Raw genomic sequence first — 17,635 nt, forward strand, 5'->3', positions numbered from 1 at the left:
CATGACCGTATTCCGTGCGGCACGGCCGCTCGACTGGCGACAGGTTGCGGCAGTGGCGGCAGGCGAGCCGCTTGCGCTGACCGATGACGCGCGCGCGCGTGTCGTCGCCGCGCGCGAACTCGTCGACGAGATCGTCGCGCGCGGGATTCGCGCATACGGCGTCAATACCGGCGTCGGCGCGCTGTGCGACGTGATCGTGTCGCCGGCGCAGCAGAGCACGCTGTCGCGCAACATCCTGATGAGCCATGCGGTCGGCGTCGGCATGCCGCTCGGCGCGGCCGAAACGCGCGCGATCATCGCGGCCGCGATCAACAACTTCGCGCACGGGCATTCGGGCGTGCATGCCGATGTCGTCGAACAGCTCGTCGCGCTGCTCGAGCACGATTGCCTGCCGGAGGTGCCGGCGCACGGTTCGGTCGGTTATCTGACCCACATGGCGCACGTCGCGCTCGTCTGCATCGGGCACGGCCATGCACGCCATCGCGGCGAGCGCATTCGCGGCGACGAGGCGCTGCGGCGCGTCGGCCGCAAACCGCTCGTGCTCGGCGCGAAGGAGGGGCTGAGCCTGGTCAACGGCACGCCGTGCGTGACGGGGCTCGCCGCGCTCGCGCTCGCCCGCGCGGAACGGCTGCTCGACTGGGCAGACTGGATCGCGGCGACGAGTTTCGAGAATCTCGGCGGACAGCTCGCGGCGTTCGATCCGGCCTCGCTCGCGCTGCGGATTTCGCCCGGCATCGGGCACGTCGGCGCGCGTTTGCGGACGATGCTGGCCGACAGCCCGATGCTTGCGGCGGCGAGCGGCCGGCATACGCAGGATCCGCTCAGCCTGCGCACGATTCCGCACGTGCATGGCGCGGCCCGCGACGTGTTCGCGGTGACGGCGGACGTCGTCGATCGCGAGCTTGCGTCCGTCACCGACAATCCGATCGTTGCCGGTACGCGCGACGCGCCGGCCGTTCATTCGCAGGCGCATGCCGTCGGCGCGGGCATCGCGCTGGCGATGGACAGCCTCGCGGCCGCGATGGCGCAAGTGGCGGCGATTGCCGAGCGGCGGCTGGACCGTCTCGTCAATCCGCTCGTGAGCGGGCTGCCGGCGTTTCTCGCGGCGCCGGGCGGCACGTGTTCGGGGTTCATGATCGCGCAATACACGGCGGTCGCACTGGTCGCGCAGAACCAGCGACTCGCGGCGCCGGCGAGCCTCGACGGCGGCATTACGTCCGGGCTGCAGGAAGACCACCTGTGCCATGCGACGCCGGCCGCGCTGAAGGCGCTCGACATCATCGAGAATGCGACGCGCGTGCTCGCGATCGAGCTGCTGGCGGCCGCGCAGGCATACGATCTGCAGGCGAGCGGAGCGGCGCCCGCCCCGTCGACCGATGCGCTGTGGCGATATGTGCGCGAACGCGTGCCGGCCTACCACGACGACCGGCCGCTGGCGGACGACATCGCGATCGCGGCCGGCATCGTCGCGGGCGAACCGCCGTCGCTGCGGTAGCGTCGGGCGGCGACTGGCGGATCATCCATCATTCATTCGGTCGAGGGCGCATGAACGAAACGGAACGACAACCTTCCGCACGACCGGCGAGGGCATTGGGCGATGCCGTGCCGGCGCGCGCATTGCCGGCCTATCAACAGATCAAGCGCTACGTCGTCGAGCGGATCGCGAAGGGCGACTGGAAACCCGGCGGCGCGATCCCGACCGAGGCCGAACTCGTCAAGGAATTCGGCGTGGCCCGGATGACCGTGTCGCGCGCGCTGCGGGAACTGACGGCCGAACGCGTGCTGACCCGCATCCAGGGCGCGGGCACCTTCGTCGAGCGCCGGCATTACGAATCGACGGTGCTGGAAATCCGCAACATCGCGGACGAGATTGCCGAACGCGGTCATCGGCACAGCGCGCGCGTGCTGCTGATCGAGCGCAGCGTCGACCCGGACGCGATCGAGGCCCTCGGGCTGCGGTCCGGGCCCGTGTTTCATTCACGCATCGTGCATTTCGAGGAAGACGAGCCGATCCAGTTCGAGGATCGCTACGTCAATCCGGCCTTGTTTCCCGCCTATCTGGAGCAGGATTTCACGCTCGAGACGCCGAACCACTACATGGTGCGACTGGCGCCGATCCAGCACGCGGAGTTCCGGATCTATGCGGAGAAACCCAATGCGCAGGTGCGTCGGCATCTCGTAATGGAAATCGGCGAGCCGTGTCTTGTGTTGAGGCGCCGCACGTGGGTCGGCGAGCACGTCGCCACGTCGGTCAGATTGTGGCATCCGGCATCGCGGTTTCATCTGGCGGGGAAGATGTAGGGGCTGTCCCGCACGTGTCCGCCAGGCGGGCATGAGACCGGCGTGACCGGCTCGGCCTGCTTCAACGCATAGGCAATCCGTTCCTCGGAGAACTTCCTCTTCTTCACGGCATGACCTCTTGGCCTCGACGACAACGTCATGCCGGATTTTTCCACCGTAGTTTATGCACAATCCGCGCATCCTCTTTGTCTGATGCGTCTGATCACATGATCGTCGGGATCGATCGGGTCGTGTGACGATATCGAGGTATGGCTTGGTCGGCCACGCGCCTCATCTCATCCCCCGCCGATTGCAACGCACCGGCCGTAAGTCGGCTTCCTCTTTTGGGCATACGCATGCCCACCGAACAATCATCGAGAGCGTTGGCGCGCCTCGCCGTATACGGATTTAAGAATTTCCGCGACCGCGTCGCTAGATGGCGGGAGGGCGTCGGAGCCGGCATGCCATCGCGCACGTGCTCCGCGACGCCGCGGCATCGATGCGAACGCAGTCGCCCCGTTGTCTGATCGCAGTCCGCGCGGCTGCCGCCAGGTGCCGACCTTATTGAATTGTTCGAGGGGGGAGATCGTGAGTCGCAAAACCGTTGCGGGACGCATGGCGCGCGTTCCGTCGCTGACATCGAAATTGCTGGCGGCGCCAGCCTTGCATGGTCCGCCGCCGTTCGTGAGTGTCGTCTGTCCGACTTGGCAGCGCCGCGCGTTTCTACCGTTTCTCGTCTATATGTTTCAGTACCAGGATTATCCGGCGGAACGCCGCGAACTGGTGATCCTCGACGATTCGCCATGCAGCAGCGCGGACCTGATCGAGCAGTTGGCCGCGGCTGATCCGGCAGGCGCGCGTGTCCGCTATTACCACAGCGCGGAGCGCATGACGATCGGTCGAAAACGGAACCGGCTGAATCAGCTCGCACAAGGCGACTATATCGTCTGCATGGATGACGACGACTACTATCCGCCAGACAAGATCTCGCACACCATTCGTGCGATGCGCGGCGCGCAGGCGACATTTTCCGGCTGCGACCGGATTTACATCTGGTATAGCCATATCGATCGCATCTACCAGACCTTCGCGTTCGGCCCGCAGCATGCGCTGAACGGTTCGTTCGCGTATCACCGAAACTATCTCAGGTATCACCGATACGATGACGCGGCGGCGCTTGCCGAAGAACGGAGCTTTCTTGGCGGCTTCACGGAGCCGGTTCTGCAAATCGATCCGAAACGCGCGCTCTTGTGCATTTCCCACAGTGAGAACACGTTCGACAAGGACTTCATCCTCGCAAGCTGCACGCGCTCCACGCTGACGATCGAGGATTTCGTCACGGACCCGCGCCTGCTCGCGCACTACCGCCGTCTCAGTCACGCACCGGTCAACGCGCGCGTTGAATGGCACCGCTTCGAGCGCGTCGTGATTCATGCCGGCGACGATGCCCGCCGGCGCGCGGCGTTCCGGTCGACGCTGCTCGAGCTGGGCGTCGATGCCGCGCAACTGGTCGAGCACCGCGCGGCGACGCCGGACGGCCGCGATACGGCAGGACACCTTGCGATCGCGAAGCGCGCGCGCGAACAAGGCTGGCGCAACTATCTGCTGCTCGACGACCGGATCGAATTCGTCCGTCAGGAGAAGGCGGTGGCCAACGCGAACCGCTTCCTGAGCGCACTGGCCAGTATCGACTGGGAGGTCGCGCTGCTCGGCGCGGACGTCGCGAGCGGCGTGCCGCTTCACGCGCTGCCGGGCGCGCAGAAGATCCATCTCGCGAAAGAAGCGGTCGCGTACGCGGTCAACCGGCCGTATTACGACGTGTTCGCGACGCATCTCGAACACATGCTCACCGAGCCGGGCGACGACGGCGCATCCGGCGCGCGCATCGACCACGCATGGCTGCCCCTGATGGCGAATGCGCGATGGCTCGGGCTGTATCCGAGTTTCGCGTATCTGTCGCAACGCGATGGCGGCCCCGATCTGACGGCCGGATTCTTCCGGAAAATGACGGACGCGTACCACGGCGGCGCGCCGGACCGACCCGTTCCGACGAGTCAACGAACCCACACACCATGAACGAGATCGCCAGCTACATTCCTCAATTCCTCGTGCGCGGGCACGCCCGCATCGATGCGTGCCAGTGCGCGTACTGTCGAGACGCGACGCCTTGCGTCGCGCGCGCGTGGACCAACCACGTCCGTCACAGCGCGGTGCTGCAATGCGACAGCGTCGCGCACGAAGCGCTGTTTGCGCGCGATGCGTTCGAGCTGCATGAACGCATGTCCGAGGCAGGGAAAGCCGATGCGCTCAGCGTCTGGCGGAGCAGCGTCAACCAGGCGTGCATTTACCTCCTCATCGCGCCCGGGCTGACGATCCGGGAGCGCATGCATGCGATCGGCGTGCTGCTGAGCCGCCTCGCCCGACCCGACGTGAACGACGACGACGTGGCGCTGCCGATCGACGTGGCTGCGGAACTGATCGACTTCGCTGCACAAGACGTGCTGCACGCGCAGTTCCGCCGGGTGCGGGTCTCGGACCTGTACCGGCGCGCGTATCTGCGCCGTCTCGTCAAGGCGTCGATACATCTCGATGTCGGCGCACATGCGGAGCGCACGCTCAATCTGAAGCGTGCCGAGCTGCAGGTACTGTCGGACGGATTTCTGTCCGACGCGTTGCGCGGCTTCGAGCAGTCAAGCACGGTCGATGCGTTTTTCGAGAAGCACGATCACGTGTGGCCGAACTATTTCCTCTACCGGTGCTACGACGAAGTCTTTCCGGCAGTCGAGCGCAGCGCGTATCCGCAGGCGTTCCTCGATGTGTGTCTCGACTACTTCTGCCTGCGGAACTACTGCGCATTGCTGGCTGCCAGCGACATCGCGCTCGACGAGCGCGTCGTGTCTCGCCTGTTCGCCGCCTGGCATCGCGGCGGCAAGGCGAGCCTCGCGCGGGACGATCACGCGGACCCGTTGGTGGTGGGCTTCTCGTTGATTGGCGGCGAAGACGATTAAGGCAACAGGCCGCATCCCGCTTCCGGATAAAAATATCGATTCGCACTGTTTAAGGTTTGACGTGGAACTGACGCCTATAGATGGCGAGGGCGTCGCAAGGCGCCCCGATCCCTGAAAGTCACTTGATAAAGGAATCCGAATGATCAGTCTGCACACCAACCTCGCATCGATGCGCATCCAGGGCGCGCTCGGCAACACGCAACAGAGCCTCACGACGTCGATGACGCGTCTTGGCACGGGTTACCGCATCAACTCCGCGGCGGACGACGCCGCCGGGCTGCAGATCGCGACTCGCCTGCTGTCGCAGAGCCGCGGCATGACGGTTGCGTCCCAGAACACCGAAAACGCAAAGTCGATGCTGCAAACCGCCGAAGGCGCTTTCAGCGAGATCGAGAGCATCCTGCACCGGATGAAGGACCTCACGACGCAGGCAGCGGATTCCGGTTACGCGCAAGCGGATCGGGACGCCCTGCAAAAGGAGTTCGACGCGCTGGGCACCGAGCTCGTGAACATCATGAGCAACACGTCGTACGGCGGCGAAAAGCTGATGGCGACGTCGGGCGCGTCCGGCGCCGCCGCCGGCAAGCTGACGGAAGTGAACAATTTCCAGATCGGCAACACGTCCGGCGAGGTGATGAAGTTCGACGTGTCGAATGCGCTCAAGGCAGTCGATACGGCGCTCAAGGCCGCGTCGCAGGTGTACAAGGGCACGGGCGGCGCCAGCGGTGCCAGCGGCGCAAGCGGTGCATCGAGCGCCGCCACCGACATCTCGACCGTCAAGGGCGCCAACGCGCTGCTCGATCAGTTGACGACCGCGCTCGATGCAGTCGGCAACATTCGCGGCGAGATCGGTGCGGGCCAGAACCGCTTGACCCACATCGGGGCCAACCTGTCGAACATGACCAACAACACGCAGGACGCGGAAGGCCGTATCCGTGACGTGGACTACGCGGCCGAGACCGCGAACATGACCAAGCTGAACATCCTGCAGCAAGCCGGCGGCTCGATGCTGAAGCAGTCGGCGCAGATGAGCCAGCTGGTTCTGTCGCTCCTGCAGTAACCCGAGGAGCGTCGCGTCGCCTTCCGGCGGCGCGGCGGCCGGCGTCGGGTCGTGTCATGACGCCGGCCGCCCCGCCTTGTATCGCGGCGCATTCTCCTGAAAGACGGGAAACACTCTATGCAATTGGCAATTGGGATACTCCTGGTCCTGGGCGGCGTGTTCGGCGGCTTCGTGCTGCATGGCGGCGCGCTGAGCAGCATCTGGCAGCCGACCGAAATCCTGATCATCGTCGGCGCGGCCGCCGGCGCGCTCGTCATGGGCAATCCACGCAGCGTGCTGTTCGAAATGATCGTCCAGATCAGGCACGTGATCGCCCGAAAGGGAAACGGCATCGAGTTCCAGCGCGAACTGCTGCTGATGCTTTACGAACTGCTCGAAACCGTTCGGGACGGTGGGCTCAAGGCGCTCGACCAGCACGTCGAGGAGCCCAGGGAAAGCGACATGTTTCGCAAATATCCGATGATTCTCGCGCAGCCGCACCTGATTGCATTCGTCGTCGACAACTTTCGTCTGATGGCGATGGGGCGCATCACGCAGCACGAGCTCGAAGGCATGCTGGATCAGGAGTTGCAGGCGATCGAGGACGAACTGATGCAGCCGTCGCGGTCGTTGTCGAAGGTCGCGGAGGCGATGCCCGGGTTCGGCATTCTCGCCGCCGTGCTCGGGATCGTGACGACGATGGCGAACATCAGCGGCGACGTGTCCGCGATCGGCATACAGGTTGCCGCGGCGATGGTCGGCACATTCTTCGGCATCCTGATGTGCTATGGCGTTCTTGAACCGCTTTCGAGCGCGATGGGACACCGCGTGAAAAGCGCCATGTCGGCATTCGAATGCGTGAAGGTCGTGCTCTGCGCGCAAGTGGCCGCCAAACCGACGCTGCTTGCGGTCGATGCGGGCCGCAAGGTGATTCAGCTCGACGTGAAGCCGAGCTTCGCGCGGCTCGAGACATGGATTGCCGAGACCGGGCGATAGCGGAGCGCACAGCATGAGCAATCACAAGGATGCCGGCCATGGCACGACGATCATCAAACGCGCGCACCGGCGCCACGAAGCGCATTCGGGGGGCGCATGGAAGGTGGCGTTCGCGGACTTCACCCTCGCACTGATGGCGCTCTTCATGGTGTTGTGGGTGATGAACGTGACGCCGGAGGAGGAGCGCAAGCGGGTGGCGGTCGCGATCGGCGGCAAGCCCATGTTCGAAGGCGGGGTCGGCATTTTCGAGCAGGATGCGCGCAGGCCCGTCGTCGCGCCGATGGTGGACATTCGATCGACGCGTCCGGCGCCGCGGTCGAAATCGTCCGCGCAGGGACGCACGATCGATTCGCTGGAAGCGCGCCGGGCGCTCGCGATGCGCATCCTGCATGAAGCGCGGAAGCAGGGGATGGAGACGGATGTCGGCGTGACGATCAACGACCAGGGCGTGCGCATCGCGATTCACGACTCGGACAACAACGGCATGTTCGAGCGTCGCAGCGACAAGCTGAGCGCGTCGTTCGTCAAGCTGTTGGCGGCGCTGGTGCCGGTGCTCGATTCGGTCACAAACAAGATGGTGATCGTCGGCCATACCGATGCGACGCGGTTCGCGGGCGCGTCCGCGTTCAGCAACAACTGGAGCCTGTCGAGCCGGCGCGCGTTGCGGGCGCGGCAACTGCTGCTCGATGGCGGCATCGACGACGCGCGGCTGTTCCAGGTGCTGGGGATGGGCGACAGCATTCCGGCCGTGCAGGACAACCCCGAGCACGGCAGGAACCGGCGCGTCGAGCTGTTTCTCTTGACGATGCGGGCGGAGGATGCGTGGCGGCGCCAGTTCCGGGGTGAAGGCGTCGGCGTGGAGCAGATCAAGGATGGCACGGCGGAGCCGGATGGCACGGCGCCGCGCGCCGCAACGGGTTGACGGGTCGGACGCGGCCTTCGGCCGGCCGCGTCGATGAACGACGTCCTGCGCCCTTCGGACATTCGGCGAACGATGCGTAATGGGAACGTATTTCCATACGTATTGCGAAATGAATAAAAATATTCCACGCTCGTTCGAATTTCCGGCGCATTTTGGAATCGATTTCCCTGGAAGCCGAATTACCATGAATGGCCATGGAATACGTTTCCATTCGCAAAGTGTCGGCATCCTCCGCACGCTTGACGGGCATCGATCGAGCGTGACGACCACCACGACGCTGCGAATCATGGGGGCAGCCGTCAACCCGGTTGCGCATGTCGTCGGTGCTGGCACGGTCTCGGTGATCGCCGCTCGAGATTGTCGGGGCCGCGCGATGCCACCGAGCATCGCACGGACGTCGAACGCCACGGAGCCCATGGCGACGCCGCAGTGATTCCCGCAATCGAGTTCGATCGGACCCAAATCCCGTCACTTCCCGGACGAAAATGGAATCATGATCACTCGACGTACGTTACTCAAGACGATCTCGCTCGCGGGATGGACGCTTGTGATGCCGCCGGTGCATGCCGCACCGATGCTGCCGGCCTCTCGCCCGAATCTGCACGATCCCGACTACGATCCCGTCACCATGTTCAAGACGGTATTGGCCACCGGGCTCGGACAAATTCCCGAAGTCGGCTGGCTCGTGTCGGGCCTCGTCAGCCTGCTGTGGCCTTCGGACAAGCCCGACATCTGGGCGCAGATACGCGAGCGCGTCGAGCGCATGATCGACGAGAAAATCGACGACACCGTGTACAGCCTGCTGAAAGCGAAACTCGACGGGCTCGGCGACGTGTTGAAGCAATACTTGTCAGCGGTCAAACTGGGAGACAACGAAGCGATACGCATGCAATTCATCGCGACGAATACCGAGTTTGTCGGCGCCGCCCCTCAGTTCCAGAACGAAAAATTCGCATGGGTGCTTGCGCCGCTGTGCGCGATGTTCACGAATCTGCACATGACGCTGCTGCGCGACGCGGTACTCAACGGTAAGGGATGGGGCTGGAGCAGCGATTACTACGCGGGCATCGTCAAACAGGCGGGCGATACGGCGAGCCGATATGGAAACTATCTCGACAAGGTGATGGCCGACGGGAAGGCGCGGCTCGACACGCATGCGCCAAGCTCCCCGGGGATGCACAACACGGACATCTACGCCTACTACCGGCCTTTCTATACGAAGCGGACACTGCTGATCGACGATTTCCGGACGCTGCTCACCTGTCTCGACCCGACGCAGCATGCCGGCAAGGTGACCGACATACCGTTCAAGGACGTCTACAGTGCGGCCTACGGCACGGCCGACGACTGGGACGTGTCTTGCGCGCAGATGTCGGGCATTGGCGTCGATGTTCCGTATAGCCGGCCTCTGTCGTCGATCGCGAGCATTCATGTCGAATATTTCAACGCAACGCCGCGCGTGGTCGACGTCAGCTATCCGACCGGAAAAGGCCCCGAGATGTGGCGTGGCGAAGGCCGGACCGACCGCTACGGGATCATTGCGGACGACCTGGACGGCGTGGAAAAGCAAACCTTCAGGTTGCCGACGCCTGCCGACGGCAAGCGATACAACATCGTGGCGGCTCATCTCAGGAGTGGCGATACGCCGCTGGAGCTGGGTCTGGAGTTCGACGACGGCAGCATGCAGACCTTGTGGAACCGGACGGATCTCGGTGGCACGCGATACATCGTGTCGGTGCCGGGCCGCATGCTGACAACCTTGAACATGTGGACCCGAAGCGGGTTCTACGACAGCGATCTGGGATGCATCATTTTCGGCTTCAGTGTCGATACCCGCTACACGCCTCCTGCCGTCAGGGAACTGATGTACGTCAGTGCGGTAACGCAGCCGAATACCGGCCCCGACTGCCTGCCCCGATCCATTTCGACGCAGTTGCAGTCGCGTCGGGACGCGTTCTGGCGAGACGTGACGGCGCACATACCCGGAAGGGGACGAACGTAGCCGCCCGGGCGCGATTCCGGCGGACCGACGCAGCGCGTGCGGCGCGGCCGGTCATTCGAGCGTGCCGATGACTTCGATCTGCCGTTGTTCCGGAATCTCGTTGTAGGACAACACGTGCAAACCGGGCGCGAACACGCGTGCGTAGCGCGCGAGCAGCGGGCGCAGCAGCGGCGGGCCGATCAGGATCGGCGCATGACCGAGCGACCGCATTCGCTCTCTTGCGCCCGGCATTGCGCGTTGCAGATTCGTCAGCAGTTCGGGTGCAATCGCGAAATGATCAAGCGCCACCTTGCCGCTTTGCTGTGCCTGAGCGAGCGCCGCGAGCAACGCGCTTTCGATGTCGACCGCGAGACCGAACGCCGGCACGTCGCGACGGTGTCCCACGATGCCCGCGACGATTTCGCGGCGCAGCGCGCACCGCACCTCGGCGGCAAGCAGGATCGAGTCGCCGGCGGTTTCCGCGTGTTCCAGCAAGGTCGTCGCGATCGTGACGACATCCCGAAGCGACACCCGCTCGGCGAGCAGCACGTGGATCACCTGGCGGATGCGATCGTGCGGCATCGCTTTCTCCAGCGCCTCGAGCAGGCGCGGCGCGATTCGACCGAGGCGCTGCAGCAGCGCGCCCACGTCATCGTGCGTGAACAGGGCACTCAGGTTGTCGCGCAACAGCTTGTCGACGTGTGTCGCGATGACCGACGTGCAGTCGACGACCTGATACCCGAGTCCGAGCGCGTGCGCCTTGTCGTCGGGCTTGATCCACGTGACCGGCATGCCGTATGCCGGGTCGCTCGACGGGACGCCGTCCAGCGACCCATAGGTCGTCTGAGATGGAATCGCCATCAGGCAATCCGGATGCAGTTCCGCGCGTTCGATTTCGACGCCGTGGAACAGCACCGCGTAGTGGCTGTGCGGCAGCGACAGGTCGTCGCGCACCGCCACGGGCGGAATCAGGAATCCCATCGATTCGGTCAGCGCGCGCCGCATCCCGTCGATGCGCCTGCGTAGCGGCGCGCCGTGCGATGGATCGATCATCTCGACGAGGCGATAGCCGACCCGTACGCCGAGCGGTTCGACGAAGCTGATGCCGTCCCAATCCGGCTCGCGCGCGGCGGATTCCCTGAGCGCGGTTTCGAGCGCATCCATCCGGGCGTCGTCGCGTTGCGCCCGCGGACGTCGTGCGGTGCGCCAGGCGACATACGCGAGCACCAGCGCGAACGTGCTGAACGGCAGCCATGGCATCCCCGGGATGAGGGCGAGAACCAGCATCACGGCCGCCGCGCTGTACAGCACGTTCGGCGACGCCAGCATCTGGCGGCCGACCTGCTCCTCGAAGTCGCCGGAATCGCTGACGCGCGTGACGATCACCGCGGCGGCCGCGGACAGCAGCAGGGAAGGGATCTGGGCGACGAGGCCGTCGCCGATCGTCAACAGCCCGTATTGCGTGAACGCCGCGCCGAAATCGAGGCCGTGCGCCAGCACGCCAATCGCGATTCCGCCGATCATGTTGATCAGCAGGATGAGGATGCCGGCGATGGCGTCGCCGCGCACGAACTTCGACGCGCCGTCCATGGCGCCGTAGAAATCGGCCGCGGCCGCGACGTCGCGCCGGCGCGCCTGGGCCTGATCCTGGTTGATCAGACCGGCATTCAGATCCGCGTCGATCGCCATCTGCTTGCCGGGCAATGCGTCGAGCGTGAATCGGGCCGACACTTCCGAAATGCGTTCCGCGCCCTTCGTCACGACGACAAAGTTGATGATCATCAGGATCACGAAGACAACCAGTCCGACCACGAAGTTGCCGCCGATCACGACCTTGCCGAACGCTTCGATCACCTGGCCGGCCGCATGGGTGCCGTCGTGCCCTTTGAGCAGCACGACGCGCGTCGACGCGACGTTGAGCGTGAGCCGCATGAGCGTCGTCGCGAGAATGATCGTCGGGAACACCGAGAATTCCAGCGGGCGCTGCACGGACACGCTCACGAGGATCACGACGATCGCGAGCACGATGTTGAACGTAAACAGCAGGTCGAGCACGACGGGCGGCAGCGGCAGGATGACCATCGAGAGCACCGCAAGCAGCACTAACGGCGTCGCGTATTGATACTGCCGCAAGTCGTGGAACAGGTTCTTCAGCGGGTTCATGATGAGTGCGCGTCGTCGAGAAAATCGGGAATCGGAACGTCCGACGGCCGGACCGGGCGAACGTGTCCATGCCCTTGCCGGAACGCCTTCAGGCGCAGCACGTAGGTCAGCACTTGCGCGACGGCTTGATAGAGCGCGGCGGGGATCTGCTGGTTGACCTGGCTGGTCTGGTAGATCGCGCGCGCGAGCGGCGGAAGATGCAGCACCTCGATGCCGTGATCGCCGGCGATGCGGCGGATCGCGAGCGCCATCTCGTCGACGCCTTTCGCGACGACGAACGGCGCGGCGGCGCGCTGCTCGTCGTATTTCAACGCGACGGCATAGTGCGTCGGATTGACGATCACCACATCGGCGTCCGGCACCGCACGGGCGAGCGCGCGCTGGGCGGCCTGGCGCTGCAGCCGACGGATGCGCGATCGCAGTTCGGGGCGTCCTTCGTTGTTGTTGTGCTCTTCCTTGATTTCCTGCCGGGTCATCCGCTGGCCCCGCAGGAACATGAAACGCTGGAATGGCGCGTCGATCAGCGCGAAAACCAGCATCACGAGCGCGAGCGCGAACGCGCCGTCGGTCGTGAGGGCAAGACCGCGCGCAAGCGCGTCGGGCAACGGCAGCCGCCGCAACCGCAGGAATTCGCCGATCGTCGAATGACTGATGAAGGTCAGCACGCCGATGATGGCGAGCGCCTTCAGGACCGACAGCGCGAACGCGCCATGATGCCGTGCCGTCACGAGCCGGCCGAGATTCGTCGCCGGATCGAGCCGGCTGAATTTCGGCTTCAGATTGGCGACGGCAAACAGCCAGCCGCCCGGATACAGCGCGCCGACCGCGACGCACAGCGGCACGATGAGGAACGGCGCGACCATCTTTGCGAACATCAGCAGCGACGCCGGCATCGCGATCGACCATCGGTTGGCGAGCGTGTCGTCGCCCGTCATGTCGGCGAACGCGAGCGAGAACAGGCCGCGAAAGGCGTCGAGCCACCATGGCGCGAGCATCGTCATCGCTTTCAGGGCGAGCAGCACGCCGATCGCGGTCGTCAGATCGCGGGAGCGCGCGACTTGCCCGTTCTTGCGCGCGCGGCGCAGCTTCTGAGGGGTCGCTCTCTCGGTCTTGTTTCCCGAATCCTGGCTAGCCACGGCCGGCTCCCAGATGCCGCACGAGCACGTCCAGCACGTGTGCGGTCATATTCAGGTAGTCGCCGGGCAGGCCCGTCACCACGCCGCCGAGCATCAGCATCCCGAACAGCGTCGTGAGCGCGAAACCGACGGAAAACAAGTTGATGCTCGGTGTCGCACGCGACAGGTAGCTCTTGCCGATCTGCAGCACGATCGTCGCGAATACCAGCGGCGCGGCGAGCAAGGTGGTTGTCGACAGCACCCAGCCGACCTGAAAGACGATCGGCCGAAGCGACACCATATCGATCGACTGCCCGACCGGCCAGACCCGGAAGCTCGCATACAGCACCTGCACGACGATCAGATGCGCGTCGATCGAAAAGAACAGCAGGATGCTGGCGACGAGCATCAGACCGGACACGACATCCGACGTCGCGCCGTTCAGCGGATCGTTCATTACCGCCATCGCGAGCCCCATTTGCGTCGAGACCAGATAGCCCAGCAGCAGAAAGACCGCATGAACGAAATGAAACGCCGCCCCGAACAAGAGACCGATCAGGATCTGCTCGGCACACAGGAGCGCGCCTTGCGCGGAGAACACGCGCACGCCCGCGTCGCCGGCCACGGGCAGCGCAATGGTCGCGAGCAACAGCGCGATCATCGTGCGCATCCGCATCGGCACGGCGTTGTCGCCGGCGAAGGGCGCCGTGCTCAATGCGGCGAGAATTCGGCAAAACGGCCACCAGATTCGCGCCAGCCCATCCGGTGCGGCGGCAAGGAGCGCATCCATACGCCTATCCAACCCATTGCGCCGCGCGCGCGAAGGTCGCGACGGCGTAGTCCATGAGCGTCTGCACCAGCCAGTGCCCGGCGACGATCAACATGCCGAGCGTGACGAGCAGACGGGGCAGGAAGCTGAGCGTCTGTTCGTTGATCTGCGTCGCGGCCTGGAAGAGCGCGATGACGAGCCCGACGAGCAAGCTCGGGACGATGATCACCGCGGCCATCACGGTGACGAGGCGAATCGCGTTGCCGACGAGTTCGACGGCGAGATCGGAAGTCAGCATCAATAGGCCCGGATACTGGTGGTCAGCGTGTTGACGGTCAGCGTCCAGCCGTCCACGAGCACGAACAGCAGCAGCTTCAACGGCAGCGAGATGACGAGCGGCGACAGCATCATCATCCCCATCGCCATCAGCGTCGAGGCGACGACGAGGTCGATGATCAGGAACGGCAGGAACAACATCGCGCCGATCTGGAAACCGGTCTTGAGTTCGCTCAACATGAACGCGGCGGCCTTGACGACGAACGCGTGATCGTCCGGCCGCGCAATGTCGCGCTCGCCGGACAGCCGTGAAATCTGCGCGAGACTCGCTTTGCTGGTCTGCGCGAGCATGAAGCGGGAAAGCGGCTGTTCGGCGCGCGCGATGGCTTCGCGAAACGTGATTTCGTTGCGGTCGAAGGGTTCGATCGCGACGCGCCACACGTCGATGCCGACCGGACGCATCACGAGCAGCGTCAGTAACAGCGCGACGCTCGTGATGACCCGCGCGGGCAATCCTTGCTGCAGGCCGAGCGCTTGCCGCATCAGCGCGAGCACGATCGCAAAGCGCAGGAAGCTCGTCATCACGATGGCGAGCGCGGGCAGCAAGCCCAGCAGCGTCATGAACAGCAGGATCTGCGTCTTGACGCTGTAGTCGCTGCTCAGGCCGAGTTCCGCAGCGGGCAGCGTCAACGTATCGGCGGCGGCCGGCGCGGCGCCGACGGCCGCGAGCATCGGCACGAGCGCGAACGTTGCAGCTGCGCGCAGGGTTGGAGGCAGCGTCGACGTCATGGCGTGAAATCGCCGAGCTGCTCGAGATCGACGATACGCAGACCGTAGTTCTCTCCGCTGACGACGACTTCCGCGTGGCCGACGGTCGTGCCGTTGACCTTCACGACGAGCGGATCGCCCGCCAGCCTGTCGAGTTCGAGCACCGAGCCGGCGTCGATGTTCATCAGCTCGGCGAGCGACACGGTCGCGGCGCCGACTTCGAGCGTGAGTTGTACCGGGATCTTCGTCAGCAGCCGACGCGAATCGCGCCGCGGCGTCGCGGCGGCCTCGTGCGCATCGTCGGGGAGGTCCGGCCGCAGATCGTCCAGAAGCGCATCCAGATCATCGTGTTTTTGCGAATCCATCGACTACTCCATAGCGTCAAAATCGTTGAGGCAGAGCTTTCCGTCGTGTTCGGAAATCGTTGCCGAGAAAAGCCGCGCGCCGGCCACCAGCACGCGCGCCGGCGAATGGAGGCGCACCGGCAACAGGCAGCCCGCGCGTAGCCGCAGCACGTCGCCGAACGGCACCTCGACGTCGATCAGTTGCGCGGTCAGCTTCAGTTGCAGGCGCGTCGCGAGCGGCGCGTCTTGGCATCCGGCGGGCGTGGTGCGGCGCATCGCCGTGGCGAGATGGTCGAACAGCCGGCGCTGCCACGCGTCGTCGAGCGCCAGGGCGATCTGGCCGAGCGCGCGTCGAGCCGCATCCGCGACGTCGCACATCACGAACAGACGGGGGCGGGAGGCGTCTGGCGGCGCGGATTCCTCCGGCGTTCGTGCGGAGGGAATCGAGCGGGCGCACGCAAGCGCGAGGTCGCGTGCGAATCGCTGCGCCAATCGCCGCTCGGTGGACGTCTCCGGGGCGGGAGGCGAATCCGGCGCGGGCAGGTCGTCGAGCGGCGTCGCCGGCAACGGTGCTGCGTTGTGCGCGTCGGCGGGGTTCGTCGGGTTTTCCGCCGCGGACGGCGCGACGGCGACGGGCATGACTGCCGGCCCGTACCGCTGCTCCAGCAACGCCAGCAGCACGGCGCGATCGACATGGATGCCGATCTCGCCTTCGTCGAGCCGTTCGTATCGCCACGGCAACGTCGAGAGGGCGCCCGCGTCGGAACGGAACGAGACGCGACGAATCGTCAGCGCGACGCCTTGCCGACGTTCCGCGTGCGCGTCGAACACGCCTTCGATGCGATGCGCGAGCGTGTCGCCGAACGCGTCGAGCCGGTGCGTGGGACGCCCGAGCATGCGCGGATCAAGGGTTCGGTGAGGGCCGAGCTGGGCCGTCGTTCTATTCGAACAATGTGTCATCGGTTCTCGATCGGATTCAAGTCGTTTTCGGATTGCCTTGTTTTCGCTTGATGAATCTCATGCGCTATCGCAGTGAATGGTCGAAATGTCGTCGCATGAATGCAAGCGGTCGGAATTCGGCGGCGCAATGAATCGGTGTCACGCCGCAGGCGGCTCATTGAAGCGCCATGGCGCAAATGCCGATCGCGCCGAATTCCGTTTCGTTGAATACAGTGTGCATCGACCTGCGCGATCGATCCGAATGAATAAAAACGTCCGCCGCCGAGAAATTGTGAGTGGTGCTGACCGGCCCTGAATAGCGTCGTCAAGCGCGGTCAGTGCTGCCTGCGGGCGGATGCGATGAATTCCGCGCGCAACATCGTCGGACTCTGGAAATTGACCCTGAATCAAGGCGCAATTCAAGCGCGGTTTCGCGGGTGTTCGAGTCGGATGAGGCCCCGTGGAAATCGCATGATCAGACGCATTGCGGTGCGCCTGATGATTATTCAGCCGGATTCTCGGTATATCAGTGGCGCCCCAATCTCGCATCGACAAGAATGAATTACCGATCTGCCAACCGACATGTGCGGCATCGGGTTTCGATATTTCGAATTGACGCGTGACGTGTTCGTGCCGAATCGGACGCCGTTCAAAACGAGTTTGATCCTCAATCAATGAATGAGCCAGGAACCATGGAAACGATTCAGCAGGTGCGGTCCGGGTTGCACCGCGAAATGACATTGCTCGGCAGTCCGACGGGTTTGCCGGCTGCCGCGCCGGGGCGCGAGCAACACGACGACATCAACTTCTCGCGGGTGATGCGCGGCGTGCTGAACGCCGTCGATCGGAAGCAGGTGGACGCGGCCGACCGGGCGGCGGCCGTCGACAGCGGTCAAAGCGACGATCTGATCGGCGCGATGCTGGCGAGCCAGGAGGCGTCGCTTTCATTCTCGATGCTCACGCAGGTGCGCAACAAGCTGACGACGGCGCTCGACGATCTGCTGAAGATGCAGATCTGAGCGAGACCACGATCAC

17 protein-coding genes are annotated in these 17,635 nt (G+C 64.7%); 10 read left to right on the forward strand and 7 right to left on the reverse strand.

What is annotated here, in order from left to right; translation table 11 throughout:
• Window position 1: 1 nt before the first annotated feature.
• From WS45_RS18795 to WS45_RS18830, 9 genes are all read left to right on the forward strand, one after another.
• A complete protein-coding gene (locus WS45_RS18795) occupies window positions 2-1,495 on the forward strand; it encodes an HAL/PAL/TAL family ammonia-lyase (protein WP_059701060.1) in 1,494 nt (497 codons plus the stop codon).
• Between the two features lie 50 nt (window positions 1,496-1,545).
• Complete coding sequence (hutC, locus tag WS45_RS18800) at window positions 1,546-2,301, forward strand: histidine utilization repressor (protein WP_059525795.1); 756 nt, start codon at window positions 1,546-1,548, stop codon at window positions 2,299-2,301.
• A 663-nt stretch (window positions 2,302-2,964) separates the two neighbouring features.
• Window positions 2,965-4,356 (forward strand): glycosyltransferase family 2 protein, encoded by a 1,392-nt coding sequence (locus WS45_RS18805; protein ID WP_257140533.1) that lies wholly within the window; start codon window positions 2,965-2,967, stop codon window positions 4,354-4,356.
• Window positions 4,353-5,288 carry a hypothetical protein gene (locus tag WS45_RS18810; RefSeq protein WP_059701061.1) on the forward strand — a complete coding sequence of 312 codons (936 nt, stop codon included), beginning with the start codon at window positions 4,353-4,355 and terminating at the stop codon, window positions 5,286-5,288. The genes WS45_RS18805 and WS45_RS18810 overlap by 4 nt, the downstream gene beginning before the upstream one ends.
• 139 nt (window positions 5,289-5,427) lie before the next feature.
• On the forward strand, window positions 5,428-6,348 hold the full coding sequence (locus WS45_RS18815) for a flagellin N-terminal helical domain-containing protein (protein ID WP_059701062.1): 921 nt from the start codon (window positions 5,428-5,430) through the stop codon (window positions 6,346-6,348).
• Window positions 6,349-6,465: 117 nt separating this feature from the next.
• Window positions 6,466-7,323, forward strand: coding sequence for a flagellar motor stator protein MotA (motA, locus tag WS45_RS18820; protein ID WP_059525802.1), 858 nt, complete (start codon window positions 6,466-6,468; stop codon window positions 7,321-7,323).
• Window positions 7,324-7,336: 13 nt separating this feature from the next.
• Window positions 7,337-8,245, forward strand: a complete 909-nt coding sequence (locus WS45_RS18825) for a flagellar motor protein MotB (protein WP_059701063.1) — start codon at window positions 7,337-7,339, stop codon at window positions 8,243-8,245.
• Between the two features lie 79 nt (window positions 8,246-8,324).
• Window positions 8,325-8,678, forward strand: a complete 354-nt coding sequence (locus WS45_RS35125) for a hypothetical protein (RefSeq protein ID WP_156437224.1) — start codon at window positions 8,325-8,327, stop codon at window positions 8,676-8,678.
• Window positions 8,679-8,738: 60 nt separating this feature from the next.
• Window positions 8,739-10,247, forward strand: a complete 1,509-nt coding sequence (locus WS45_RS18830) for an insecticidal delta-endotoxin Cry8Ea1 family protein (protein ID WP_059701064.1) — start codon at window positions 8,739-8,741, stop codon at window positions 10,245-10,247.
• Window positions 10,248-10,298: 51 nt separating this feature from the next.
• Here the strand turns inward: WS45_RS18830 and WS45_RS18835 are convergent, their stop codons facing one another.
• The 7 genes from WS45_RS18835 to WS45_RS18865 are packed head-to-tail and all read right to left on the reverse strand — an operon-like array spanning window position 10,299 to window position 16,492.
• On the reverse strand, window positions 10,299-12,389 hold the full coding sequence (locus tag WS45_RS18835) for a flagellar biosynthesis protein FlhA (RefSeq protein WP_059701065.1): 2,091 nt from the start codon (window positions 12,387-12,389) through the stop codon (window positions 10,299-10,301).
• A complete protein-coding gene (gene flhB, locus WS45_RS18840) occupies window positions 12,386-13,525 on the reverse strand; it encodes a flagellar type III secretion system protein FlhB (RefSeq protein WP_059701066.1) in 1,140 nt (379 codons plus the stop codon). The genes WS45_RS18835 and flhB overlap by 4 nt, the downstream gene beginning before the upstream one ends.
• Complete coding sequence (locus WS45_RS18845; protein WP_059701067.1) at window positions 13,518-14,294, reverse strand: flagellar biosynthetic protein FliR; 777 nt, start codon at window positions 14,292-14,294, stop codon at window positions 13,518-13,520. Before WS45_RS18845 ends, flhB begins: the two co-directional genes overlap by 8 nt.
• Before the next feature lie 4 nt (window positions 14,295-14,298).
• On the reverse strand, window positions 14,299-14,571 hold the full coding sequence (gene fliQ, locus WS45_RS18850) for a flagellar biosynthesis protein FliQ (protein ID WP_059525814.1): 273 nt from the start codon (window positions 14,569-14,571) through the stop codon (window positions 14,299-14,301).
• Window positions 14,571-15,281 (reverse strand): flagellar type III secretion system pore protein FliP, encoded by a 711-nt coding sequence (locus tag WS45_RS18855; RefSeq protein WP_373557185.1) that lies wholly within the window; start codon window positions 15,279-15,281, stop codon window positions 14,571-14,573. Before WS45_RS18855 ends, fliQ begins: the two co-directional genes overlap by 1 nt.
• Window positions 15,282-15,334: 53 nt before the next feature.
• On the reverse strand, window positions 15,335-15,682 hold the full coding sequence (fliN, locus tag WS45_RS18860; protein ID WP_059701068.1) for a flagellar motor switch protein FliN: 348 nt from the start codon (window positions 15,680-15,682) through the stop codon (window positions 15,335-15,337).
• A gap of 3 nt (window positions 15,683-15,685) precedes the next feature.
• Complete coding sequence (locus WS45_RS18865) at window positions 15,686-16,492, reverse strand: FliM/FliN family flagellar motor switch protein (RefSeq protein ID WP_257140536.1); 807 nt, start codon at window positions 16,490-16,492, stop codon at window positions 15,686-15,688.
• 800 nt (window positions 16,493-17,292) lie between these two features.
• On the opposite strand from WS45_RS18865, the gene WS45_RS18870 reads away from it, so the two are divergent.
• On the forward strand, window positions 17,293-17,619 hold the full coding sequence (locus WS45_RS18870) for a flagellar hook-basal body complex protein FliE (RefSeq protein WP_059701070.1): 327 nt from the start codon (window positions 17,293-17,295) through the stop codon (window positions 17,617-17,619).
• Window positions 17,620-17,635: the final 16 nt, after the last annotated feature.

The organism is Burkholderia sp. RF2-non_BP3 (assembly GCF_001522185.1).
Taxonomy (GTDB): Bacteria; Pseudomonadota; Gammaproteobacteria; order Burkholderiales; family Burkholderiaceae; genus Burkholderia; species Burkholderia diffusa.